We start from the raw sequence: 24,215 nt of genomic DNA, 5'->3' as shown, positions 1-24,215 counted from the left end.
ACGGGAGTTGATGAGTTGGCGGCGAGCCGGTCCGAACCCGTCGCCATCGGTGCGCGAGGTCCCCCTGACCGCACCGATGGCGGCGTCTCACTTCACGGCGACGCCGGACGGCGCGGTGCGCATAGCCTTGACCGGCAGTAACTTTCCGGATATCGGTTCAGTTTGGAAGTTTCTTCCAATTCCCGGGTTCCCTGGGTACCACCCGGTTCCCAGGGCGCCACCGCCGGAAGGAGCGCACGTGCAGCACCGCACCTCAAGACGCAGCCTCCTCACCTCCACCGCCGCCGTGGCCGCCATGACCGCCCTCGGCGCCCAGCTTCCCGCCCACGCCCTCGATGCCCCGGACGCGGTCGGCCGCGACCGCGGACTGCGCGCGCTCATCGCCCGTATGTCGGTCGAGGAAAAGATCGGGCAGCTCTTCGTCATGCGCGTCTACGGGCACTCCGCGACCGCGCCCGACCAGGCGGACATCGACGCCAACCTGCGCGAACTCGGCGTGCGCGATGCGGCCGAACTCATCGCCAGGTACCACGTCGGCGGCATCATCTACTTCTCCTGGGCGCACAACACCCGCGACCCGCACCAGATCGCCGAGCTGTCCAACGGCATCCAGGCGGCCGGGCTCGCCCAGCGCGTACCGCTGCCGCTGCTGATCGCGACCGACCAGGAGCACGGCGCGGTGTGCCGCGTCGGCAAGCCCGCCACGCTGTTCCCGGGCGCGATGGCGATGGGCGCGGGCGGCTCGGCGCGCGACGCCCGCACCCTGGGCCGCATCTCGGGCGCGGAGCTCGCGGCGATCGGCATCCGGCAGGACTACTCCCCCGACGCCGACGTGAACGTCAACCCGGCCAACCCGGTGATCGGCGTACGGTCCTTCGGCGCGGATCCGGCGGCCGTGGCCCGCATGGTCGCGGCCGAGGTGCGCGGCTACCAGGAGTCCTCGGTGGCCGCCACCGCCAAGCACTTCCCCGGACACGGCGACACCACCGTCGACAGCCACACCGGCATCCCGGTCATCACCCACAGCCGCGAGGAGTGGGAACGGCTGGACGCGCCGCCGTTCCGGGCCGCGATCGCCGCCGGGATCGACGCGATCATGACGGCGCACATCCAGTTCCCCGCGCTCGACCCGAGCAACGACCCGGCCACCCTGTCCCGCCCCATTCTCACCGGCATCCTGCGCGAACAGCTCGGCTTCGACGGCGTCATCGTCACCGACTCGCTCGGGATGCAGGGCGTACGCGACAAGTACGGCGACGACCGGGTGCCGGTGCTGGCCCTGAAGGCGGGCGTCGACCAGCTCCTCGACCCGCCCAAGCTGGACGTGGCCTTCAACGGCGTACGGGCGGCGGTGTCGAGCGGGGAGCTGAGCGAGGCCCGCCTCGACGCGTCGCTGCTGCGCATCCTGCGGCTCAAGGAGCGGCGGGGTCTGTTCGCCCGGCCCTATGTCACCGCGCGCGGTGTGGACCGTACGGTCGGTGCCCGGGCCCACTTGAACGCCGCCGACGAGATCGCCGAGCGCACCACGACCCTGCTCGCCAACCGTCGGGGGCTGCTGCCGCTGTCCCGGCGCTCGCACCGCCGGCTCCTGATCGTGGGCGCCGACCCCGCCTCCCCGTCCGGCACGACGGGCCCGCCCACCACGGTCCTGGCCTCGGCCCTGACCGAACTCGGCTTCCGCACCACGGTGTTGCCCACGGGAACGCTGCCCTCCCCGGCGCAGATCCAGGCGGCGGTGGCTGCGGCGGCGGGGCAGGACGCGGTGATCGTGGGCACGTACAACGCGGGGGCGGGGGGTGCGCAGAGCCGTCTGGTCGCGGCGCTGGGCGCGAGCGGGGTGCCCGTGGTCCACCTCGCGCTGCGCAACCCGTACGACATCGCGTACGTCAGCGGGTTCGGGGCGTCGCTCGCCACGTACTCCTGGACGGATGTCGAACTCCGGGCGGCGGTGCGGGTGTTGGCCGGGCTCGGCCGTCCGCGCGGGCGCCTCCCGGTGGCCGTACCCCGCGCGGACGACCCCGCGCGCGCCCTGTACCCGATCGGCTACGGCCTGACGTACTGACCCCCTGGGGGGGTTCGCCCACCCACCCGCCCGTGCAGCGGGTTGATTGGTTCGGGCCTCCCTGGGGCTCCGCCCCAGACCCCGGGGGTTTTCCCACCCACCCGCCCGTGCAGCGGGTTGATTGGTTCGGGCCTTCCTGGGGCTCCGCCCTAGACCCCGTTCGCGCCTTAAGGGCGCTCGTCCTCAAACGCCGGACGGGCTGAGGTGCCCCGTGCGGGCCAGCACCAGTACCGCTAAGGGGCGCGGGGAACTGCGCGAGGAGCGACCACGATCCGCAGACGAAGGCGGGTTTCAGGGGCGCGAGGAACTGCGCGAGAAGGGGGCACGGTCCGCGGACGAAGGCGGTTTTTTTGGGGGCGCGGGGAACGGCGCGAGAAGGGGGCACGATCCGCAGACCGAAGGGCTTTTGGGGGGCGCGGGGAACTGCGCGAGAAGGGGGCACGATCCGCAGGATCGAGAGGGTTTAGGGGCGCGGGGAACTGCGCAGAGGGGGGCACGGGCCGCAGACCCAAGGGGTTTTGGGGGCGCGGGGAACTGCGCAGAGGGGGGTGGGGTCTGGGCCCCGGGCGGGCCGGGGCCCAGGGGGTTAGGGGTGGAGGGTGGGCTCGTGGAGGGAGGGGGATGTGTCCAGCTTCGCGTCGAAGGTGGGGCGGACCGTCCCCGCCCCAACCCCCGCCCACCGAAGAATCGCCGACGTCGCCGCCGCCTTCTGCTCCGCCGCGAGCAGCGCCACCTTGGAACCGTGGTTGCCCCCCGCCACCGTATAGACGTAGGAGTCCCGCGCCCCCGCTCCCAGCGAGAACCGCTCCGCACCCCACGGGTCGTTCTGCCCGTACACGTACAGCATGTGGTCGGCATGGTGCTTGACCCACGAGTCGACGTCCCGCATCGCCCACGGCTGGAACCGCATCGGGATGTCCCGCGGCACGAAGTTGCGCGGCGGCTGGTACCCGTAGCGGCTCAGGTTGCCGAGCCAGGGCTGCTTGATGGTGGGCGAGCCGAGCTGCGTACCGGCCTGGTAGTAGTACGCCGTGTAGGGAGCAAGACCCTGGTCGGTGTAGAACGAGAAGCCGGAGATCGTGTCGACCGAGTCCCAGATCGCCTGGTCGGTGGCGTGCTCCGGGTCCGCCGGGAGCGTGTCGCACTCGGCGAGCAGGTGATACTGCCAGAAGCCCCAGACGTAATCGAGCACGACCGCCTCGTACGCCTTGTCGAGGGTGCCGACCGTCGCGAAGGTGTAGCCGTTCGCGGTCGCGTACTCCTGGTACTTCTTCTCCAGGGGCGCCCGCCGCACCAGCGCCTGCCGCTGCACGCCCTCCAGCTTGTCGCGGCACTCCTTGGTGCCGACCGTCCGGAAGAACCGGTCGTAGGCCGAATCCTCGTTGTTCACCACGTCGTTGGGGGCGACGTACGCGACGACGCCGTCCATGTCACGGGGGTAGAAGCGCTTGTAGTACGTGGCCGTCATGCCGCCCTTCGAGGCGCCCGTGGTCAGCCAGTTCTTGGCGTACACCGGCTTCAGGGCCTGGAAGATGGCGTGCTGGTCACTGGCCGCCTGCCAGATGTCGTCCTTGGACCAGTCGGTGGGCGTGGGCCGCGACTGGGGGAAGAACCGGTACTCGACGGACACCTGGTTGCCGTCGACGATCGCCGTCGGCTCGGAGCGGCTGGGGTTGGTGGAGACCTCGTAGCCGCTGGTGTACATGACCGTCGGCCGGTCCGTGTCCTTGTGCAGCACGGTGATCCGCTGCTGGAAGGTGGCCCGGCGGTACGGGTTGTGGTGGTCGACGGGCTGGGTGAAACTCAGCACGAAGTAGCGGTAGCCGTTGTACGGCTTCTCCGCGATGAGGCTCACCCCGGGTATCGCCAGGATGCGGTCCTTGATGTCCGGCTCGGCGGCGGTGGCCGCCCCGGCCGTGGCTCCCGTCGCGGCCATCGTGCCTGTCAGCACGACCAGCGACAGCAGCCATCTGAGCGCCTTGCGCATTCACACTCCCCTGTGGGGCCCCTGTGGGCTCGGAACGTGGCCCCGCGAACCTAGCGGGGTCAACACGCCGCCCGCCAGACCTGGTTGAGCCGCGCCGCCGATCTTCACGGGTGGCTCACGGGGCCCCGCACGGATGGCCCTCGCCGACGCCCCCGCCGACGCCCCCTCCCGTCAGCACACCCAGCCCGTCTCCGCCGAACTCCCGGATATCGCGCCGGTCGCGCGGACGCAGCGGTTGCCGATGTGCACGGTGACCGGGCCGGCCCGCTGCGTGTAGGCGCCCGAGTCGCCGGCCGGGGCGCCGCCGCGAGCCTGGATCGTCACCGACATCTGGCGCCGCGGGCCTGGGCTCCTTGCCTCGGTGACCGCGCAGGCGTATCCGTTCCCCTTGTACAGGCGCAGCTCCCCCGTGCTGAGCCCGACGGTCTTCACCGGCCGCCCGGCACAGGCCGCGGCGGCGTCGGCCCGGCCGCTGACCGGGCCGAACACCAGGAGGCCGGCGGCCGCGGCGAGCACCGCGAGCGCCGGGATCGTGTGGTTGTTGCTCCTTGCCCCACCGAACACGCTTGCGTCCTTCCTTCGGGTGCGCGTATGTGGGGAGGGACGCGGGATGTCATCCGACGGTTCTTCAGCGCGGCCCCCCTTTGCGACGCCCCGCGCCCCTCGCGCCGCCTTCGCCCTCACCCCCCACGTGGCTGGTCGCGCAGTTCCCCGCGCCCCTAACCCCTCTCCACCCTGCGGATCGTGGACGCTCCTCGCGCAGTTCCCCGCGCCCCCAAAACCATCGGTCGTGTGCGGATCGTGGTCGCTTCTCGCGCAGTTCCTCGCGCCCCCAAAAACCATCGGTCGTGTGCGGGCCGTGGGCGCTTCTCGCGCAGTTCCCCGCGCCCCTGGCAGGACCGGTGCGGGCCCGCATCGGGCAACCTCAGCCCGTCCGGCGATTGAGGACGAGCGCCGTTCAGGCGCGAACGGGGTCTGGGGCGGAGCCCCAGGGGGTCCCGAAACCAACCAACCCTGCGCTTACGGGCGGGCGGGTGGGCAAAGGTGCCTCGGGTCTGGGGCGGAGCCCCAGGAGGGCCGGAACCGACCGACCCCGCCGCACGGGCGGGTGGGTGGGCGAACCCCCCGGGGGCTGGGGCGGAGCCCCAGGAAGCCGGAACCAGCCAACCCCGCCGCACGGGCGGGTGGGTGGGAAAGCGCGCCCCCCGCTCAACCCGCCGTGCGCACCGGCTCCGGAGGCCCGATGAACGTATGCCACAGGCGGGCGTACTTGCCGTCCAGGGCGAGGAGTTCCTCGTGGGTGCCGTCCTCGGCGACCCGCCCGCGGTCCATCACGATGACCCGGTCCGCCCGCGCCGCCGTCGTCAGCCGGTGGGCCACCACCAACGTCGTGCGGCGCCCGCTGAGCCGCTCGGTCGCCTGGTTGACCTGCGCCTCGGTCGCCAGGTCGAGCGCCGCCGTCGCCTCGTCGAGCAGCAGGATGTCCGGGTCGACGAGTTCCGCGCGGGCCAGCGCGATCAGCTGGCGCTGACCGGCGGACAGGTTGCGGCCGCGCTCGGCGACCTCGTGGAGGTAGCCCCCGTCGAGCGTGGCGATCATGTCGTGGGCGCCGACCGCGCGCGCCGCCGCCTCGACCTCGGCGTCGCTCGCGCCGGGACGCCCGTAGGCGATGGCGTCACGGACCGTGCCGGGGAAGAGGTACGCCTCCTGCGGCACCACCCCGAGCCGGTGCCGGTAGGCGGTGATGTCCAGGTCGCGCAGGTCCGTACCGTCGACGGTGACCCGCCCGCCCGTCGGATCGTAGAAGCGCGCCACCAGCTTGACGAGGGTGGACTTGCCCGCGCCCGTCTCGCCGACGAAGGCGACGGTCTGCCCGGCGGGTATGCGGATGTCGACCCCGGTGAGCGCCTCCTCGGGTTCGTCGCCGGAGCCGTCCGCCGAGCCGTACGCGAAGTCGACGTTCTCGAAGGCGATCTCGCCCCGCAGTGACCGCACGTCGAGCGGCTCGGCCGCCTGGGAGGTGGACGTCTTCTCCTGGAGGAGTTCCTGGATGCGGCCGAGCGACACGGCCGCCTGCTGGTAGCCGTCGAAGACCTGGGAGAGCTGCTGTACGGGGGCGAAGAACAGGTCGATGTAGAGGAGGTAGGCGACGAGGGCGCCCGCGGTGAGGGTGCCGTTGTCGACCCGGCCCGCGCCCACGATCAGTACGGCCGCCGCGGCCACCGACGACAGGAGCTGCACGAACGGGAAGTACACCGAGATCAGCCACTGGCCGCGCACCCGCGCCTGGCGGTAGTGGTCGCTGCGCCCGGCGAACCGCTCGGCCCCGTCGTGCTCGCGCCGGAAGGCCTGCACGATGCGCAGCCCGGACACCGACTCCTGGAGGTCGGCGTTGACGACACCGACCCGCTCACGGGCCAGCTCGTAGGCCTGGACGCTCTTCTTGCGGAAGACGTACGTGCCGACGACGAGCAGCGGCAGCGTCGCGAAGACGACGAGGGCGAGCTGGAGGTCGATGACGAGCAGCGCGACCATGATGCCGAAGAAGGTGACGACGGAGACGAACGCGGTGACCAGGCCCGTCTGGAGGAACGTGGAGAGCGCGTCCACGTCCGTCGTCATGCGGGTCATGATCCGTCCGGTCAACTCCCGCTCGTAGTAGTCGAGTCCGAGCCGCTGGAGCTGGGCGAAGATCTTCAGGCGCAGCGTGTACAGGACGCGTTCGCCGGTGCGTCCGGTCATCCGGGTCTCGCCGGTCTGGGCGAGCCACTGGACGACGACGGTGAGCAGGCCGAGACCGGCCGCCGCCCACACCGCGCCGAGCGCGAGCTTGGTGACGCCCTGGTCGATGCCGTGCCGGATGAGGACCGGCAGCAGCAGCGACATTCCGGCGTCGATCGCGACGAGGAGGAGCGAGACGAGCAGGGGGAGACCGAAGCCGCGCAGCAGCCTGCGCAGGCCGTAGGAGTCCTCGGGCTGCACGGCCCTGGCCTCGTCGATGTCGGGGGTGTCGGTCGCCGACGGCAACGCCTCGACCTGGGCGAGCAGTTCGGGCGTGGCCGGCATGCCGCCGGGGGCCGCCGATTCGGGCTTCTCCTCGCGCACCCACAGGGGCGGGGTGATGCCGCGCTCGGCGTCGAACTCCGCGTCCAGCTCGTCCCGTACGGAGTGGTCCTCCTCGTCCGGGGCGGGGGTGGTGGGGGTGTGGCCGGGCGAGACCGCGCCGAGTTCGTCGGGGTCGGTGAGCAGCCGGCGGTAGAGGGCGCTGTCGCGCTGGAGTTCCTCGTGGGTGCCGATCGCGGCGAGCCGTCCGCCGTCGAGGACGGCGATGCGGTCGGCGAGGTTCAGGGTGGAGCGGCGGTGCGCGATGAGCAGGGTGGTGCGGCCGGCCATGACCGAGGCCAGCGCCTCGTGGATCTCGTGCTCGACGCGGGCGTCGACGGCGGAGGTCGCGTCGTCCAGGACGAGCAGCCGGGGGTCGCTGAGGATGGCGCGGGCGAGTGCGACGCGCTGGCGCTGGCCCCCGGAGAGGGTGAGGCCGTGCTCGCCGACGGTGGTGTCGTACCCCTTGGGCAGGTCGCTGATGAAGCCGTGCGCCTGGGCGGCGCGGGCGGCCTTCTCGATCTCGTCCTGGGTGGCGTCCGGCTTTCCGTACGCGATGTTGGCGCGGACGGTGTCGGAGAAGAGGAAGGAGTCCTCGGGGACGAGTCCGATGGCGGCGCGCAGCGAGGAGAGCGTCAGCTCGCGCACGTCGTGCCCGCCGATGAGTACGGCGCCGTGCGAGACGTCGTAGAAGCGGGGCAGCAGCATCGAGACGGTGGACTTGCCGGAGCCGGAGGAGCCGACCACGGCGACGGTCTCGCCGGGCCGGATGTCGAGGGAGAACCCGTCGAGGACGGGCCGCTCGTCGTCGTACCCGAAGCTCACGTCGTCGAATTCGACGGTGGCGGGGGCGCTGGGCGAAAGCTCCTTGGTGCCGTCCTCGATGGAGGGTTCGGTGTCGATGAGCTCCAGGACGCGTTCGACGCCGGCCCGGGCCTGCTGGCCCACGGTGAGCACCATGGCCAGCATGCGGACGGGCCCGACGAGCTGGGCGAGGTAGGTGGAGAACGCGACGAACGTGCCGAGCGTGATCTCGCCGCGGGTGGCGAGCCAGCCGCCGAGCGCCAGCATGGCGACCTGGCCGAGCGCGGGGACGGCCTGGAGGGCCGGGGTGTAGCGGGAGTTCAGCTTGATCGTGCGCAGGCGTCCCGCGAACAGCTTGCGGCCGACCTCGCGCAGTTTGCCGGTCTCCTGGTCCTCCTGGCCGAAGCCCTTGACGACCCGGACCCCGGACACGGCGCCGTCCACGACCCCGGCGACGGCCGCCGCCTGGCCCTGGGCGTACCAGGTGGCGGGGAACAGCCGGGTGCGGCTGCGCTTGGCGATGAACCACAGGGCGGGTGCGACGGCGAGGGCGACGAGGGTGAGCAGCGGCGAGAGCCACGCCATGATCGCGACGGAGATCACGAAGAGCAGGATGTTGCCGATGGTCATCGGCAGCATGAAGAGCAGGCCCTGGATGAGCTGGAGGTCGCTGGTGGCGCGCCCGACGACCTGCCCGGTGGACAGCTCGTCCTGGCGCCGCCCGTCGAGCCGGGTGATCGTGCGGTACATCTCGGTGCGCAGGTCGTGCTGAACGTCGAGGGCGAGGCGTCCGCCGTAGTACCGCCGGATGTAGGTGAGCCCGTACACCACGACGGCGGAGGCTATGAGCAGGCCGGTCCACACGGCGAGCGAGCGCGTGTGGGCGCCGATGACGTCGTCGATGACCACCTTGGTGATCAGCGGGACGAGCGCCATGACGGCCATGCCGGCGAGCGAGGAGCCCAGCGACAGCACCACATTGCGCCGATAGCGCCAGGCGTACCCGGTCAGCCTGCGGGCCCACCCCTGGCGCGTGTCCTGATGCGCACCCTCCGTCACGTGATTCCTCCCGTTGGTCCTGGCCCTGCCGCAAGCCCCAACACGGCGGTCGGCGGATTTCATCCCGCCGTAACGAATACGGCCGAAGGGACCGGGTCACCGGTGGGTCGGCGCGAACATCTTCAGGACGGCGGGCAGCACGACCACCGAGGGGCCGGGGGCGGCCAGCGCCTTGGCCAGGTCGGCGGCCAGGGTGTCGGGGGTGGTGCGGACGGCCGGGACCCCGAAGGACTCGGCGAGGGCGACGAAGTCGGGGCGGGCCAGTTCGGTGGCGGTGGCCGTGGCCTCACCGAACGCGTCCTTCATGTAGGCGCGCAGGATGCCGTAGCCGCCGTCGTCGACGATCAGCCAGGTGACCGGCAGACCGTACTGCTTCGCGGTGGCGAGCTCGGCGATGGAGTACAGGGCGCCGCCGTCGCCGGACACCGCGAGGACGGGCGTGCCCGGGTCGGCGACGGCCGCGCCGAGGGCCGCCGGGAAGCCGTAGCCGAGGCCTCCGGCGCCCTGCGCGGAGTGCATCGCGCCGGGCCAGGCCGACCAGGCCCAGTAGGTCAGGATCGTCATGTCCCAGAAGCTGGGCGCCCCGGCGGGCAGCGCCTCGCGCACGGCGGCCAGGATGCGCCGTTCCTCGCCGAGGTCCTGCGCGTCGATGCGGGCCGCGACCTTGTCCAGGACGGTCCGTACGCGTTCGGCGGCCGTCGGGTCGGTGCGCTCGGGCACCGTTTCGAGCAGGGCCTGGAGGGCGGTGCGGGCGTCGGCGTGGATGCCGAGCGCGGGGTGGTTGGACTCCAGTTTGCCGAGGTCGGCCTCGATCTGGATGATCCGGCCGCGCGGTGTGAACGTGTGGTAGTTCGAGGAGAGTTCGCCGAGTCCGGAGCCGACGACGAGCAGGACGTCCGCGTCCTCCAGGAAGTCGGTGGTGTGCCGGTCCTCCAGCCAGGACTGGAGCGAGAGCGGGTGCTCCCAGGGGAAGGCGCCCTTGCCTCCGAAGGTCGTCACGACCGGCGCGTCCAGGCGTTCGGCGAGCGCGCGGAGCTTGCCCGAGGCGTCGGACCGTACGACACCGCCGCCCGCGATGATCACCGGACGGGCCGCGTCCGCGAGCAACCCGGCCGCCACGGCGGTCAGTTCGGGGCGCGGGAGCAGATCGTCGGGGAAGGCGTCCATCGGCGTGACCACGGGCAGCGCGGCCTCCGCGAGCAGCACGTCCTCGGGGATCTCTACCCACACCGGGCCGTGCGGGGCGGTGAGCGCCGACTGCCAGGCCGCCGCGATCGCGGAGGGGATCTGCGACTGGGCGCGCACCACGTGGACCGACTTCACGATGTCGCGGAACGAGGCCTGCTGGTCGCGCAGTTCGTGCAGATAGCCGTGACGCCCGCCGCCAACTCCCGCCGTGGGCACCTGACTTGAGATCGCGATCACCGGCGAGGAGGCGGCGGCCGCCTCCTGGAGGGCGGGCAGCGAGGTGAGCGCGCCGGGGCCGGTCGACAGGAGCAGCGGGGCCGCCTCCCCGGTGATCCGGCCGTACGCGTCGGCGGCGAAGCCCGCGTTGTTCTCGACCCGCAGCCCTACGTAGGTGAGGTCCGAGCGGCGCAGCGCGTCGAACATGCCGAGCGCGTGCTGGCCGGGCAGCCCGAACACCGTGGTGGCGCCGAGCCCGGCCAGCGTCTCCACGACCAGATCACCGCCGATGCGGCCCGGCGGAGGGTTCAGGGCCGCCTCCACCTGGCGCGGTGTGGGCCGCAGCTCGATGTCGTGGTCGTGGGTCATCGCGTCCCCTTCTGCGGCTTCCGCGGCGCTCGGCTCGGCGCCCTACCGGTCCCTGCCCTGCCTCAGGCGCGGCTCGCGGCGATCTGCCGGGACATGATCGTGGTCAGCTCGTACGCGGTGTGCGAGGCGGCCACGCTGGTGATCTCGGCGTGGTCGTAGGCCGGGGCGACCTCGACGACATCGGCGGAGACCAGGTTGCAGGAGGCGAGGCCCCGCAGGATCTCCAGGAGCTCGCGCGAGGTCATGCCGCCGGCCTCGGGCGTGCCGGTGCCGGGCGCGTGGGCCGGGTCGAGGCAGTCGATGTCGATGGAGATGTACAGCGGGCGGTCGCCGATGCGCTGGCGGAGCTGGTCGGCGACCTCGTCGGCGCCGCGCCGGTAGACATCGGCCGAGGTGACGATGCCGAAGCCCATCTTCTCGTCGTCCGTCAGGTCCTGCTTGCCGTACAGCGGGCCGCGGGTGCCGACGTGCGAGAGCGCCTCGGTGTCGAGGATGCCCTCCTCGACGGCCCGGCGGAACGGGGTGCCGTGGGTGTACTCGGCGCCGAAGTAGGTGTCCCAGGTGTCGAGGTGCGCGTCGAAGTGGAGCAGCGCGACCGGGCCGTGCTTCTTGGCGACGGAACGCAGCAGCGGCAGCGCGATGGTGTGGTCGCCGCCGAGCGTCATCATCCGGGCGCCGGTGCCGAGCAGGTCGTCGGCCGCGGCCTCGATCGTCTCGACGGCCTCGTTGATGTTGAACGGGTTGGCCGCGATGTCGCCGGCGTCCGCGACCTGGGCGAGCGCGAAGGGCGAGGCGTCCTGCGCCGGGTTGTACGGGCGCAGCAGCCGGGAGGCCTCGCGGATGGCGTTGCCGCCGAAGCGGGCGCCCGGCCGGTAGGAGACACCGCTGTCGAAGGGCACGCCGACGACGGCGACATCGGCGGTGCCGACCTCGTCGAGGCGGGGCAGCCGGGCGAAGGTCGCGGGTCCGGCGTACCGCGGGATGCGGGACGAGTCGATCGGACCGCGCGGCGTTTCGTTGCTGCTCATGTGAAGTGCCCTTCGTTGTCGGCGAGTTGGGGCGGCACGGGGCCGCCGGTCCGGCGCGTGCGGCGGGATGTCGCGCGGGCCTGCCCCCGCGCGCCGGCTGCCGCCGGTCGGCTCGACCCTAAGTGGCCGGACAGCTCCACTGAAGTGTACGTTTCCTCCACTTCTCGTGCCGTCCAGGGATGGATCGTCCACCATGCCGGAACCCACCGCCCCGCAGACCCCGCCCACCCCGCCCATCGCGCTGTCCGCGCTGCTGGCCCGCGCCGACCTGGGGCTGCGGCAGATCGCCGGGCCGCCGGACGCCACGATCCGCTGGGTGCACACCTCGGAGATGGCCGACCCGTACCCCTATCTGCTCGGCGGGGAGCTGCTCATGACGGCGGGGGTCCAGCTCGGCGACCCCGAGGTCTATGTGTCCCGGGTCGTGGCGGCGGGCGCGGCGGCGCTCGGCTTCGGGGTGGCGCCGGTCTACGACTCGGTGCCGCCCGCGCTGGTGGAGGCGTGCGCACGGCATGGTCTGCCGCTCCTCGAGGTGCCGCCGCAGACGACGTTCTCCGGGGTGGCGCGGGCGGTGTGGCTGCTCATGGCCCGGGCCCGCGAGGACGAGCTGCGCCGCGTGAGCGAGGCCCAGCGGGCCCTGGCCGCGGCGGCGTCCCGGCCCGATCCGGTGCGAGGGGTCCTGCGGGTGCTGGCCGGGCGGCTCGGGGGGTGGGCGGCGCTGATGACCCCGGAGGGGTCGGTCCTCGATGCGGCGGGGGCGGCGCCGTCGGGTTCGGTGGGGGTGGGGGTGGGGGCGTTGGTGCGGGTGGTGTCGCCTTCGGCGGATCTTCCCCACCCCGCCCCTTCCCGCAAGCCTCCGGCGGACGACGCCCCTGCGGGCCGGCGTGAAGCCCGGGGGTTCCACCCCCAGACCCCCGCTCCTCAAACGCCGGAGGGGCTGAATAGCCAACCTCCTCCGCCGGATGGCGACCCCGCACCCCGGCGGACACGGGGCTCCGCTCCGGACCCGGCTCCTCAAGCGCCGGAGGGGCTGCATACCCATCCGGACCTGGCACCTCCGCCGGATGACGCCCCCGCACCCCAGTCGGCACGGGGCTCCGCTCCGGACCCCGCACCCCGGTCGGCACGGGGCTCCATCCCGGACCCCGCACCTCAAGCGCCGGAGGGGGTGAACAGGCGACCGGACCTGGAGCCTTCGCCGGGGCGGCCGGGCAGGGGGCCCGATCCAGCCCCTCCGGCGTTTGAGGAGCGGGGGTCTGGGGGCAGGGCCCCCAGTGCGCCCGCTGCGGCCGCCCCGTCGCAGGGCGGCCCACCCCCGGAGGGTCTCGGGAAGGGGCGGGGTGGGGAGAGCTCGCCGAAGGCGCACCCCCTCACCGCCACCGACACCGTCGGCGACACCCACCTCGCCGCCTACGCCCTGGCCGACACGACGGGAACCGCCCTCGCCCTCGCCACCCCCCACCGCGCCCCCGGCGACCACACCATCGCCGGCGTCGCGGCCGTCCTCCTCGCCCTGCTCACCGCCGGACGGCCCGGCGCGGACGAGGCCGCCCGTTCGGCCGCACTGGTGCGGATGATGCTCGGCGGCGCCCCGCAGGACACGGCGACGCTGCTCGGCGAAGGGCCCTGGGTCGTCGTGCACGCCCGGGGGCACGGGGTCGCGCCCGATCTCGGGACCTCCCTGGTCGACGCGAGCGGGCGGACCGCGCGCGCCCTCGTACCCGCCGACCGCGAGGTCACGACGCACCCCGGCTGGACCCTCGGCGTCAGCGCCCCCGCCGCACTCGACGGCCTCGCCGTCGCCGACCTCCAGGCCGCCCGCGCCCTGGAGCGCGCCGAGGCGACCCGCACCCCGCTCGCCCGGCACCGCCCCGCCGGATTCGGGGCGCTGCTCGACCCCGAGGAGGCCGCCGCGTACGCCCGCGAACTGCTCGCCCCGCTGACCGACCCCCTGCGCACCACCCTGCGCATCTGGCTCTCGCTGCACGGGAGTTGGGACCGCAGCGCGGTGGCGCTGGGGGTGCACCGCAACACCGTCCGCCAGCGGATCGGCCGCTGCGCGGCGCTGCTCGCCGCCGACCTCGACGACATGGACGTACGCACGGAGCTGTGGCTGGCGCTGCGCCACTCGTGAAGCCGCCCCCGGAAAAGTCCCGCCCTCGAGGAGGCAGCAGGGCTTGCCACCCGGGCCGACCCCGCGAGCAACCATCCCTCGCCCCTCATGTGCCCCCTCCCGCACGCCGGTTCGGGTACGGCCGAATCACGACCCCGAGAGCGGTGAGCCAGAGCACGCGCCGCCGCCGGGCCTCCGGGTGGCACCCGAGCGTGTGCAGTCTCACTCTGGACAGTGCCGGTGACTGCCGGGTAACTTCGTATTTCAACCTGAGCAAGCGCTTAGACGAATGTGTGAGCCGAGGAGGGCGACCGTGCGCCGTACGGTATTCAACGAAGACCACGAGGCGTTCCGGGAGACCCTGCGCGCCTTCATCGAGGCCGAGGTCGTCCCGGCGTACGACGAGTGGTTCGCGCAGGGCATCGTGCCGCGCGAGTTCTACTACAAGCTCGCCGAGCTCGGCATCTTCGGCATCCGCGTGGACGAGGAGTTCGGCGGCGCCGGCATCGACTCGTACAAGTTCGAGGCCGTCATGTACGAGGAGACGGCCCGCGCGGGCGTCCAGTTCGGCGGCTCCGGCGTGCACGTGCTGCTCGGCCTGCCGTACATCAAGATGCTCGCCACCGACGAGCAGAAGAAGCGCTTCCTGCCGAAGTTCGTCTCCGGCGAGGAGATGTGGGCGCTCGCGATGACCGAGCCGGGCACCGGCTCCGACCTGGCGGGCATGAAGACCACCGCCAAGCTCTCCGAGGACGGCTCGCACTACGTCCTCAACGGCGCCAAGACCTTCATCACCGGCGGCGTCCACGCCGACCGCGTGATCGTCTGCGCCCGCACCGACGCCCCCTCCGCCGAGGACCGCCGCCACGGCATCTCGCTGTTCGCGGTGGACACCAAGTCCGAGGGCTACTCGGTCGGCCGCAAGCTCGACAAGCTCGGCCTGAAGACCTCCGACACCGCCGAGCTGGCGTTCGTCGACGTCAAGGTGCCCGTCGAGGACCTGCTCGGCGAGGAGAACAAGGGCTTCTACTACCTCGGCCACAACCTCGCCTCCGAGCGCTGGGGCATCGCGTTCGGCGCGTACGCGCAGGCCAAGGCGGCCGTCCGGTTCGCCAAGGAGTACGTGCGGGACCGCACCGTCTTCGGCAAGCCGGTCGCCTCGTTCCAGAACACCAAGTTCGAGCTGGCCGCCTGCCAGGCCGAGGTGGACGCCGCCGAGGCGGTCGCCGACCGCGCCCTCGAAGCCCTGGACGCGGGCGAGCTGACCCCGGCCGAGGCCGCCTCCGCGAAGCTCTTCTGCACCGAGGTCGCGCACCGGGTCATCGACCGCTGCCTCCAGCTGCACGGCGGCTACGGGTTCATGAACGAGTACCCGATCGCCCGCCTGTACGCCGACAACCGCGTGAACCGGATCTACGGCGGCACCAGCGAGATCATGAAGTCGATCATCGCCAAGGACATGGGCCTGTAGGCCAGTAGGCCCGTCACCGCACTCGGGTACAACTACCTTCATGCATAAGGCACTTGAGAGCCTCCTCGATCTGCTCGACCTGGAGCGGATCGAGGAGGACATCTTCCGCGGCCAGTCCCGCTCGGCGCTCGTGCCGCGCGTCTTCGGCGGCCAGGTGGCCGCCCAGGCGCTGGTCGCCGCGGGCCGCACCGTCCCCGCCGAGCGGACGGCGCACTCGCTGCACGCCTACTTCCTGCGGGCGGGCGACCCGGGCGCGCCGATCGTCTACACCGTCGACCGCATCCGTGACGGCGCCTCGTTCACCACCCGCCGCGTCGTCGCCATCCAGCACGGGCAGCCGATCTTCCACCTCTCGGCGTCGTTCCAGAGGTACGAGGAGGGCATGGAGCACCAGGCCGACATGCCGCCGGCCCCGGACCCCGAGTCACTGCCTACGGCCGCCGAGATGCTGCCGCGGTACGCGTCCGCCTTCCGCGACGAGGGTGTGGTGGACCGTCTGATCGAAGCCCGCGCGGCCGTCGACCTGCGGTACGTGGACGCGCCGCCGTGGGCCAGCGTCGGCACCCCGCGCGAACCGCGCTCGCAGGTGTGGTTCCGCACCAACGGCAAGCTCACCGACGACCCGCTGCTGCACGTGTGCCTGGCGACCTACGTCTCCGACATGACGCTGCTCGACTCGGTGCTGCTCGCCCACGGGCGCGGCGGCTGGGCGGTCGGCGACGTGGTGGGGGCCTCGCTCGACCACGCGATGTGGTTCCACCGGCCTTTCCGGGCGGACGAGTGGCTCCTGTACGACCAGGAGTCGCCGTCCGCGTCCGGCGGGCGGGGGCTGGGCCAGGCCCGGATCTACACGCAGGACGGCCGCCTGGCGATCACCGTCATCCAGGAGGGCGTCGTCCGCGTCCCCCGCGGCTGACCCCTGGGGGCGCCCAGGAATCGCCTTCGCGCAGTTCCCCGCGCCCCTAAACGCCCTTCGGTCCGCGGGCCGTGCGTGGCTGGTCGCGCAGTTCCCCGCGCCCCTGAAAACCCTTCGGCCCGCGGACCGTGCTCGCTCCTCGCGCAGTTCCCCGCGCCCCTAACCCCGCTCGATCCTGCGGACCGTGATCGCTTCTCGCGCAGTTCCCCGCGCCCCTAAAGGCCCTTCGGTCCGCGGACCGTGGTCGCTTCTCGCGCAGTTCCTCGCGCCCCTGAAAGCCCTTCGGTCTGCGGGCCGTGTGTGGCTGATCGCGCAGTTCCCCGCGCCCCTTAACTACTCGGTGCTGGGGCACCTTCAGCCCGTCCGGCGATTGAGGACGAGCGCCGTTCAGGCGCGAACGGGGTCTGGGGCGGAGCCCCAGAGGTCCCGGAACCAACCAACCCTGCGCCTACGGGCGGGTGGGTGGGAAAACGCCCCGGGGTCTGGGGCGGAGCCCCAGGGGGGCCGGGGCCGACCAACCCCGCTGCACGGGCGGGTGGGTGGGAAAGCGCGCCCAGAGGGGAGCCGCTACGCGAGGCCCGCCGCGTTCAGGAGGTAGGCCGTCAGGGGCTCGTAGAAGCGGGGGTCCAGGACGTGGTCGTCCAGGGGAACCGTCACCTGGAGCGTCCCCTCCGCCTCCGCGAGGAACAGCGCGGGGTCGTTACTGTCCGCGTACCCCATCGCGTCCACCCCCCGCTGCCCCGCACACCCCGCCCACCCGTGATCGGCGACCACGAGGTCCGGCGGGGTGGACAGCGCGTCCAGGATCGCCCGCATGGGCTCGGGCGAGTGGGTGTGCCACAGCGAGGCACCCCGCTCGAAGACGGCGACGTCCGCGAACTGCACGACGTACCCCTCGTCCGCGGTGAGCCCGCCCGGGATCCGGACGATGTCGCAGCCCGCCGAACGCAGCGCGGCCGCGGTACGGCTGTGGACGTCGATGAGCGCCCCGGGGTGCCCGGTCGCGAACAGCACCCGCTCCCGCCCGGCCGCCGCCTTGCGCAGCCGCGCCGCCATCCGGTCCAGGCCGTCCACGGTGAGCTCGGGGTCGATGGTGTCCTGGCCGGTGCGGTGTCCGGGGTCGTCCACGACGCCGCAGCGCTCGGCCATCACGGCGAGTACGTCCTGTTCGTCGGTCCAGCGGTCCCCCAGCTCAAGACCCAGCCAGTAGTGGCGATCGCCGTTGGCCAGCTTGCGGTAGTGGGAGAGGTTGTTGTCGCGGGGCGTGGCGACGTCACCGGCGATACGGGTGCGGACTAGGTGGTCGACAAGGGCGGCGCGGCTGGGTATCGGCATGCCGCCCATTCTGCCCCGGCCGGGCCGAGTCCGACCGTCGTGTCCCGAGCCCCGGACGCCTGCGCCCGGCGTACCGGAGCCGGCTCAGCGCCCGCCGTGCGGGGCGAGCGAGGCGAACGCGCCGTGCGCCAGACGGCGCAGCAGCGTCTCGGTGGCGGCGCGGCCGGGCAGTCCGCTGCCGTACGAGCCGAGGTGCGGGGTGGAGTTGAGCAGGCCGAACACGGCGTGCACCGCCCCGCGCACCTCCGCCTCCGCCACCGCCGGGTACAGCTCGCGCACGACACCGACCCACAGCTCGACGTACTGGCGCTGGAGCTGGCGCACCAGCTTGCGGTCGCTGTCGCGGAGCCGGTCGAGCTCGCGGTCGTGCAGGGTGATCAGCGCCCGGTCGTCGAGGGCGAAGTCGATGTGTCCGTCGATGAGCGCGCCGAGCAGCCGCTCGGGGTCGCCCGCCGCCTCGGCGACCCGCTTGCGCCCGCCGTCGTAGAGGCGCCCGCTGATGCCGACGAGCAGCTCGGCGAGCATCGCGTCCTTGCCCGCGAAGTGCCGGTACAGGCCGGGGCCGCTGATACCGACGGCGGCCCCTATCTCGTCGACGCCGACGCCGTGGAAGCCGCGCTCGGCGAAGAGCCGGGCGGCCTCGCGCAGGATCTGCTCGCGGCGGGTCGGTGCGTCGGTACGGGTGCTCATGGGAATTCATTCTAGACAACGCGGTTAGCGCTCGTTAACCTGAAGGAAACGAGTTAACGGTCATTAACCTGTCGTTGACTACGCCGCGTACGGGCAAGGGGGCTCGACACGATGCAGCAGGCACCGGTCCTGGGGAGTGCGGCCGATCCCGCCTCCGCGGCCTGGCGGGCCAATGAGGAGGCGCACCGCGCGCTGGGCGAGGAGCTGCGGGCGAGGCTCGCCGCGGCCCGGCTCGGCGGAGGCGAGCGCTCCCGGCAACGGCACGTCGCGCGCGGCAAACTGCTGCCGAGGGACCGGGTGGACACGCTGCTCGACCCCGGCTCACCCTTCCTCGAACTGGCACCGCTGGCCGCCGAGGGGATGTACGGCGGGCAGGCGCCGGCCGCGGGCGTGATCGCCGGGATCGGGCGGGTGAGCGGCCGCGAGTGCGTGATCGTCGCCAACGACGCCACGGTCAAGGGCGGCACGTACTACCCGATGACGGTGAAGAAGCACCTGCGGGCCCAGGAGGTGGCGCTCGAAAACCGCCTCCCGTGTCTCTACCTCGTGGACTCGGGCGGCGCGTTCCTGCCCATGCAGGACGAGGTCTTCCCCGACCGCGAGCACTTCGGGCGGATCTTCTACAACCAGGCCCGGATGTCCGGCGCGGGCATTCCGCAGATCGCGGCCGTCCTCGGCTCCTGCACGGCGGGCGGCGCGTATGTGCCGGCGATGAGCGACGAGGCCGTGATCGTCCGCAACCAGGGCACGATCTTCCTCGGCGGCCCCCCGCTGGTGAAGGCGGCGACCGGCGAGGTCGTCACCGCTGAGGAGCTCGGCGGCGGCGAGGTGCACGCGAAGGTCTCCGGCGTCACCGACCACCTGGCCGAGGACGACGCGCACGCGCTGAGGATCGTCCGCAACATCGTCGCCACCCTCCCCGAGCGCGGCCCGCTGCCCTGGTCGGTGGAGCCGGCCGAGGAGCCCAAGGCGGACCCGTTCGGGCTGTACGGCGCGGTGCCCGTCGACTCGCGCACCCCCTATGACGTCCGGGAGGTGATCGCCCGGGTCGTCGACGGCTCGCGCTTCCAGGAGTTCAAGTCGGAGTTCGGGCAGACCCTGGTCACCGGGTTCGCGCGCATCCACGGCCACCCGGTGGGGATCGTCGCCAACAACGGCATCCTGTTCTCCGAATCCGCCCAGAAGGGCGCCCACTTCATCGAGCTGTGCGACCAGCGCGGCATCCCGCTGGTGTTCCTCCAGAACATCTCCGGCTTCATGGTGGGCCGGGACTACGAGGCGGGCGGCATCGCCAAGCACGGCGCGAAGATGGTGACGGCGGTCGCCTGCACCCGGGTGCCGAAGCTGACCGTCGTGGTCGGCGGATCGTACGGCGCGGGCAACTACTCGATGTGCGGCCGGGCCTACAGCCCCCGCTTCCTGTGGATGTGGCCCAACGCCAAGATCTCGGTGATGGGCGGCGAGCAGGCCGCCTCCGTCCTCGCCACCGTCAAGCGCGACCAGTTGGGCGACGACTGGAGCGCCGAGGACGAGGAGGCGTTCAAGGCCCCCATCCGCGAGCAGTACGAGACGCAGGGCAACGCCTACTACGCGACGGCCCGGCTCTGGGACGACGGGGTGATCGACCCGGTCGACACCCGCCAGGTGCTCGGCCTCGCCCTGACCGCCTGCGCCAACGCCCCGCTGGCCGACCCCGCCTTCGGCGTCTTCCGGATGTGACGGTCGTGATGGCTGAGACATCCGCGACGGCACCCGCGTCGACTTCCACCTCGACTTCCCTGGTGAGGGCTTCCATGTTCACGACAGTGCTCGTCGCCAACCGGGGCGAGATCGCGGTCCGCGTCATCCGCACCCTGCGCCAACTCGGCATCCGCTCGGTCGCCGTCTTCAGCGACGCGGACGCCGAGGCGCGCCACGTCCGCGAGGCCGACACCGCGGTACGCATCGGTCCCGCGGCGGCGTCCGAGAGTTATCTGCGCCCGGAGCTGCTCATCGAGGCGGCGCGGCGCACCGGCGCCCAGGCCGTCCACCCGGGCTACGGCTTCCTCGCCGAGAACGCGGGCTTCGCCCAGGCCTGCGCCGAGGCCGGCCTGGTCTTCATCGGGCCGCCCGCCCCGGCGATCTCGCTGATGGGTGACAAGATCCGCGCCAAGGAGACCGTGCGGGCGGCCGGGGTGCCGGTCGTGCCCGGCTCCTCGGGCAGCGGCCTCACCGATGCCCAACTGGCCGACGCCGCGCGGGAGATCGGCATGCCGGTGCTCCTGAAGCCGAGTGCGGGCGGCGGCGGCAAGGGCATGCGGCTGGTGCGCGAGGAGGCGCTGCTCGGCGAGGAGATCGCGGCCGCGCGCCGCGAGGCCCGCGCCTCGTTCGGCGACGACACGCTGCTCGTCGAGCGGTGGGTCGACCGTCCCCGGCACATCGAGATCCAGGTCCTGGCCGACAACCACGGCAACGTGATCCACCTCGGCGAGCGCGAGTGCTCGCTCCAGCGCCGCCACCAGAAGATCATTGAGGAGGCGCCCAGCGTCCTGCTCGACGAGGCGACGCGCGCGGCGATGGGTGAGGCGGCCGTCCAGGCGGCCCGCTCCTGCGGCTACTCGGGCGCGGGCACGGTCGAGTTCATCGTGCCGGGCAGCGACCCGTCCTCGTACTACTTCATGGAGATGAACACCCGCCTCCAGGTCGAGCACCCGGTGACCGAGCTGATCACCGGTATCGACCTGGTGGAGTGGCAGCTCCGGGTGGCCGCGGGCGAGCGGCTGCCCTACGAGCAGAAGGACGTCACCCTCACCGGCCACGCCATCGAGGCCCGGGTCTGCGCGGAAGACCCCGCCCGCGGCTTCCTGCCGTCCGGCGGTACGGTCCTGGCGCTGCGCGAGCCGCAGGGCGACGGGGTCCGTACGGACTCGGGCCTGAGCGAGGGCACCGAGGTCGGCAGCCTGTACGACCCGATGCTGTCCAAGGTCATCGCGTACGGCCCCGACCGGGCGACCGCGCTGCGCAAGCTGCGTGCCGCGCTCGCCGACACGGTGACCCTGGGCGTACCCACCAACGCCGGGTTCCTGCGCCGCCTGCTGGCCCACCCGGCCGTGGTGGCGGGCGAGTTGGACACCGGCCTGGTCGAGCGCGAGGCGGATGCCCTCATCCCCGACGGCGTCCCCGACGAGGTGTACGCGGCGGCGGCCGCGGTGCGGCTCGACGCGCTGGCGCCCGCGCCCACCGACGGCTGGACCGACCCGTTCTCGGTGCCGAGCGGCTGGCGCATGGGCGGCGAGCCCAAGGCTTTGGCCTTCCCTCTGCGGGTAGCGGGACATGAACCGGTCACTCACCCCGCGCCCACCACCGCGAGGGTCACCGCCGACCGGGTCACCGTCGAACTCGACGGCCTCGCCCACACCTTCCACCGGGCCGGCGCCTGGCTCGGCCGGGACGGCGACAGCTGGCACGTCACCGACCACGACGCCGTCGAGGCCGCCCTGAGCGGCCGGACGCACGGCGGCGCCGACACCCTCGCCGCTCCCATGCCGGGCACGGTCACCGTCGTCAAGGTGGCCGTCGGCGACGAAGTGGACGCCGGGCAGAGCCTGTTGGTGGTCGAGGCGATGAAGATGGAGCACGTCATCTCCGCGCCGCACGCGGGCACCGTCACCGAACTCGACGTCACCCCCGGCTCGACCGTGGCCATGGACCAGGTCCTGGCCGTGGTCACCCCGGCCGCCCAGGACAGCCCGCAGGAGAGCCCCGAGGAGACCTCATGACCGACCTCCCCATGGTCGTACCGGCGCGGGACCTGCCCGCCCGGGTGCGCATCCACGAGGTGGGGGCGCGCGACGGGTTGCAGAACGAGAAGACGGTGGTGCCGACCGAGGTCAAGGCGGAGTTCGTGCACCGCCTGGCCGCGGCGGGCCTGACCACCGTCGAGGCGACGAGCTTCGTGCACCCCAAGTGGGTGCCCCAACTCGCCGACGCCGAGGCCCTGTTCCCGATGCTGGACGATCTCGACGGGGTGGCACTGCCCGTCCTGGTGCCGAACGAGCGGGGCCTGGACCGGGCGCTCGCGCTCGGCGCCCGCCGCATCGCGGTGTTCGCCAGCGCCACCGAGTCCTTCGCCAAGGCCAATCTGAACCGCACCGTCGACGAGTCGCTCGCGATGTTCGAGCCGGTCGTCGCCCGCGCCAAGGCGGACGGGGCCCATGTGCGGGGCTATCTGTCGATGTGTTTCGGCGACCCGTGGGAGGGCGCCGTGCCCGTCGCGCAGGTGGTGCGGGTCGCCAAGGCCCTGATGGACCTGGGCTGCGACGAGCTGAGCCTCGGCGACACCATCGGCGTCGCCACCCCCGCCCATGTGAGGGCGCTGCTCACCGGCCTGGGCGACCGGTCGATCGCGACCGAGGCCATCGGGGTGCACTTCCACGACACCTACGGCCAGGCGCTGGCCAACACCTTCGCCGCGCTCCAGCACGGAGTGAACACCGTGGACGCGTCGGCGGGCGGCCTCGGCGGCTGCCCCTACGCCAAGTCCGCGACCGGAAACCTCGCCACCGAAGACCTCGTGTGGATGCTCCAGGGCCTCGGTGTCGACACCGGGGTCGATCTCGGCCGGCTCACCGCCACCAGCGTGTGGATGGCCGAACAGCTGGGCCGCCCCAGCCCTTCCCGCACCGTACGTGCCCTCTCCCACCAGGAGTCGTAGCCATGCCCCTCGACCACCGTCTCACCCCCGAGCACGAGGAACTCCGCCGTACCGTCGAGGAGTTCGCCCACGATGTCGTCGCCCCGAAGATCGGCGACTTCTACGAGCGCCACGAGTTCCCGTACGAGATCGTCCGCGAGATGGGCCGCATGGGCCTGTTCGGGCTGCCCTTCCCCGAGGAGTACGGCGGCATGGGCGGCGACTACCTGGCGCTCGGCATCGCCCTGGAGGAGCTGGCCCGGGTCGACTCCTCGGTGGCCATCACCCTGGAGGCGGGCGTCTCGCTGGGCGCGATGCCCATCTTCCGGTTCGGCACGGAGGAGCAGAAGCGCCAGTGGCTGCCGAAGCTGTGCTCGGGCGAGGCGCTGGGCGCGTTCGGCCTGACCGAGCCGGACTGCGGCTCGGACGCGGGCGGCACCCGGACCACCGCGGTGCGCGACGGCGACGAGTGGGTCATCAACGGCTCGAAGTGCTTCATCACCAACTCCGGTACGGACATCACCGGTCTGGTCACCGTCACCGCGGTCACCGGCCGCAAGGACGACGGCCGCCCGCTGATCTCCTCGATCATCGTGCCGTCCGGCACGCCGGGCTTCACGGTCGCGGCCCCGTACTCGAAGGTCGGCTGGAACGCCTCGGACACCCGGGAGTTGTCGTTCTCGGACGTCCGCGTGCCGGTGGCGAACCTGCTCGGCGAGGAGGGCCGCGGGTACGCCCAGTTCCTGCGCATCCTGGACGAGGGCCGCATCGCGATCTCGGCGCTCGCCACCGGTCTGGCGCAGGGCTGTGTGGACGAGTCGGTGAAGTACGCCAAGGAGCGGCACGCGTTCGGGCGGCCGATCGGCGACAACCAGGCCATCCAGTTCAAGATCGCCGACATGGAGCTGCGGGCGCACATGGCGCGGGTGGGCTGGCGTGACGCGGCGTCCCGGCTGGTGCACGGCGAGCCGTTCAAGAAGGAGGCGGCGCTGGCGAAGCTGTACTCCTCGACGGTCGCGGTGGACAACGCTCGCGAGGGCACGCAGATCTTCGGCGGCTACGGCTTCATGAACGAGTACCCGGTGGCCCGCATGTGGCGGGACTCCAAGATCCTGGAGATCGGCGAGGGCACCAGCGAGGTGCAGCGGATGCTGATCGCCCGCGAACTGGGGCTGCCCGCCTGACCTTCGCGCCTCCTGGGCC

General features: G+C 72.5%; 15 protein-coding genes. 8 read left to right on the top strand and 7 right to left on the bottom strand.

The window, feature by feature from the left end:
* Nucleotides 1-295: 295 nt before the first annotated feature.
* Nucleotides 296-2,062: a glycoside hydrolase family 3 protein gene (locus N4G70_RS01350; protein ID WP_399034289.1), complete on the top strand. Its 1,767-nt coding sequence runs from the start codon at nucleotides 296-298 to the stop codon at nucleotides 2,060-2,062.
* Nucleotides 2,063-2,648: 586 nt separating this feature from the next.
* On the opposite strand, the gene N4G70_RS01345 is transcribed toward N4G70_RS01350, so the two are convergent.
* The 5 genes from N4G70_RS01345 to speB all read right to left on the bottom strand — a co-directional run bounded on the left by N4G70_RS01345 (nucleotide 2,649) and on the right by speB (nucleotide 11,815).
* The gene (locus N4G70_RS01345; protein ID WP_261710488.1) at nucleotides 2,649-4,049 is read right to left on the bottom strand and encodes a S28 family serine protease; all 1,401 of its coding nucleotides are present in this window, start codon (nucleotides 4,047-4,049) and stop codon (nucleotides 2,649-2,651) included.
* A gap of 171 nt (nucleotides 4,050-4,220) precedes the next feature.
* The gene (locus tag N4G70_RS01340) at nucleotides 4,221-4,613 is read right to left on the bottom strand and encodes a hypothetical protein (protein WP_261710487.1); all 393 of its coding nucleotides are present in this window, start codon (nucleotides 4,611-4,613) and stop codon (nucleotides 4,221-4,223) included.
* A gap of 645 nt (nucleotides 4,614-5,258) precedes the next feature.
* The gene (locus N4G70_RS01335) at nucleotides 5,259-9,077 is read right to left on the bottom strand and encodes an ABC transporter ATP-binding protein (protein WP_399033687.1); all 3,819 of its coding nucleotides are present in this window, start codon (nucleotides 9,075-9,077) and stop codon (nucleotides 5,259-5,261) included.
* 33 nt (nucleotides 9,078-9,110) lie between these two features.
* Complete coding sequence (locus tag N4G70_RS01330; RefSeq protein WP_261710485.1) at nucleotides 9,111-10,787, bottom strand: thiamine pyrophosphate-binding protein; 1,677 nt, start codon at nucleotides 10,785-10,787, stop codon at nucleotides 9,111-9,113.
* Nucleotides 10,788-10,849: 62 nt separating this feature from the next.
* Entirely contained in the window at nucleotides 10,850-11,815 is a 966-nt protein-coding gene (gene speB / locus N4G70_RS01325) for an agmatinase (RefSeq protein ID WP_120723270.1), read from the bottom strand.
* Nucleotides 11,816-12,008: 193 nt separating this feature from the next.
* Between speB and N4G70_RS01320 the strand changes: the two genes are divergently transcribed.
* From N4G70_RS01320 to tesB, 3 genes are all read left to right on the top strand, one after another.
* Nucleotides 12,009-13,949: a PucR family transcriptional regulator ligand-binding domain-containing protein gene (locus tag N4G70_RS01320; protein WP_261710484.1), complete on the top strand. Its 1,941-nt coding sequence runs from the start codon at nucleotides 12,009-12,011 to the stop codon at nucleotides 13,947-13,949.
* 292 nt (nucleotides 13,950-14,241) lie between these two features.
* Entirely contained in the window at nucleotides 14,242-15,399 is a 1,158-nt protein-coding gene (locus N4G70_RS01315) for an acyl-CoA dehydrogenase family protein (protein WP_261710483.1), read from the top strand.
* A gap of 40 nt (nucleotides 15,400-15,439) precedes the next feature.
* On the top strand, nucleotides 15,440-16,315 hold the full coding sequence (tesB, locus tag N4G70_RS01310; RefSeq protein ID WP_261710482.1) for an acyl-CoA thioesterase II: 876 nt from the start codon (nucleotides 15,440-15,442) through the stop codon (nucleotides 16,313-16,315).
* A 567-nt stretch (nucleotides 16,316-16,882) separates the two neighbouring features.
* Here the strand turns inward: tesB and N4G70_RS01305 are convergent.
* Nucleotides 16,883-17,650 (bottom strand): phosphatase, encoded by a 768-nt coding sequence (locus N4G70_RS01305; RefSeq protein WP_261710481.1) that lies wholly within the window; start codon nucleotides 17,648-17,650, stop codon nucleotides 16,883-16,885.
* A gap of 84 nt (nucleotides 17,651-17,734) precedes the next feature.
* Nucleotides 17,735-18,340, bottom strand: coding sequence for a TetR/AcrR family transcriptional regulator (locus tag N4G70_RS01300; RefSeq protein ID WP_261710480.1), 606 nt, complete (start codon nucleotides 18,338-18,340; stop codon nucleotides 17,735-17,737).
* A gap of 111 nt (nucleotides 18,341-18,451) precedes the next feature.
* On the opposite strand from N4G70_RS01300, the gene N4G70_RS01295 reads away from it, so the two are divergent.
* The 4 genes from N4G70_RS01295 (at nucleotide 18,452) to N4G70_RS01280 (ending at nucleotide 24,196) form a co-directional block, all read left to right on the top strand.
* On the top strand, nucleotides 18,452-20,059 hold the full coding sequence (locus N4G70_RS01295) for a carboxyl transferase domain-containing protein (protein ID WP_261710479.1): 1,608 nt from the start codon (nucleotides 18,452-18,454) through the stop codon (nucleotides 20,057-20,059).
* Between the two features lie 74 nt (nucleotides 20,060-20,133).
* On the top strand, nucleotides 20,134-22,098 hold the full coding sequence (locus tag N4G70_RS01290; protein WP_261710478.1) for an acetyl/propionyl/methylcrotonyl-CoA carboxylase subunit alpha: 1,965 nt from the start codon (nucleotides 20,134-20,136) through the stop codon (nucleotides 22,096-22,098).
* Nucleotides 22,095-23,033: a hydroxymethylglutaryl-CoA lyase gene (locus tag N4G70_RS01285; protein ID WP_261710477.1), complete on the top strand. Its 939-nt coding sequence runs from the start codon at nucleotides 22,095-22,097 to the stop codon at nucleotides 23,031-23,033. The genes N4G70_RS01290 and N4G70_RS01285 overlap by 4 nt, the downstream gene beginning before the upstream one ends.
* A 2-nt stretch (nucleotides 23,034-23,035) precedes the next feature.
* Nucleotides 23,036-24,196, top strand: coding sequence for an acyl-CoA dehydrogenase family protein (locus N4G70_RS01280; protein ID WP_261710476.1), 1,161 nt, complete (start codon nucleotides 23,036-23,038; stop codon nucleotides 24,194-24,196).
* Nucleotides 24,197-24,215: the final 19 nt, after the last annotated feature.

The sequence above is a fragment of the Streptomyces sp. ASQP_92 genome (assembly GCF_025399895.1).
GTDB lineage: Bacteria > Actinomycetota > Actinomycetes > Streptomycetales > Streptomycetaceae > Streptomyces.
Note: the sequence above shows the minus strand (reverse complement) of the source record. Positions and strands in the feature narration are given on the sequence as shown.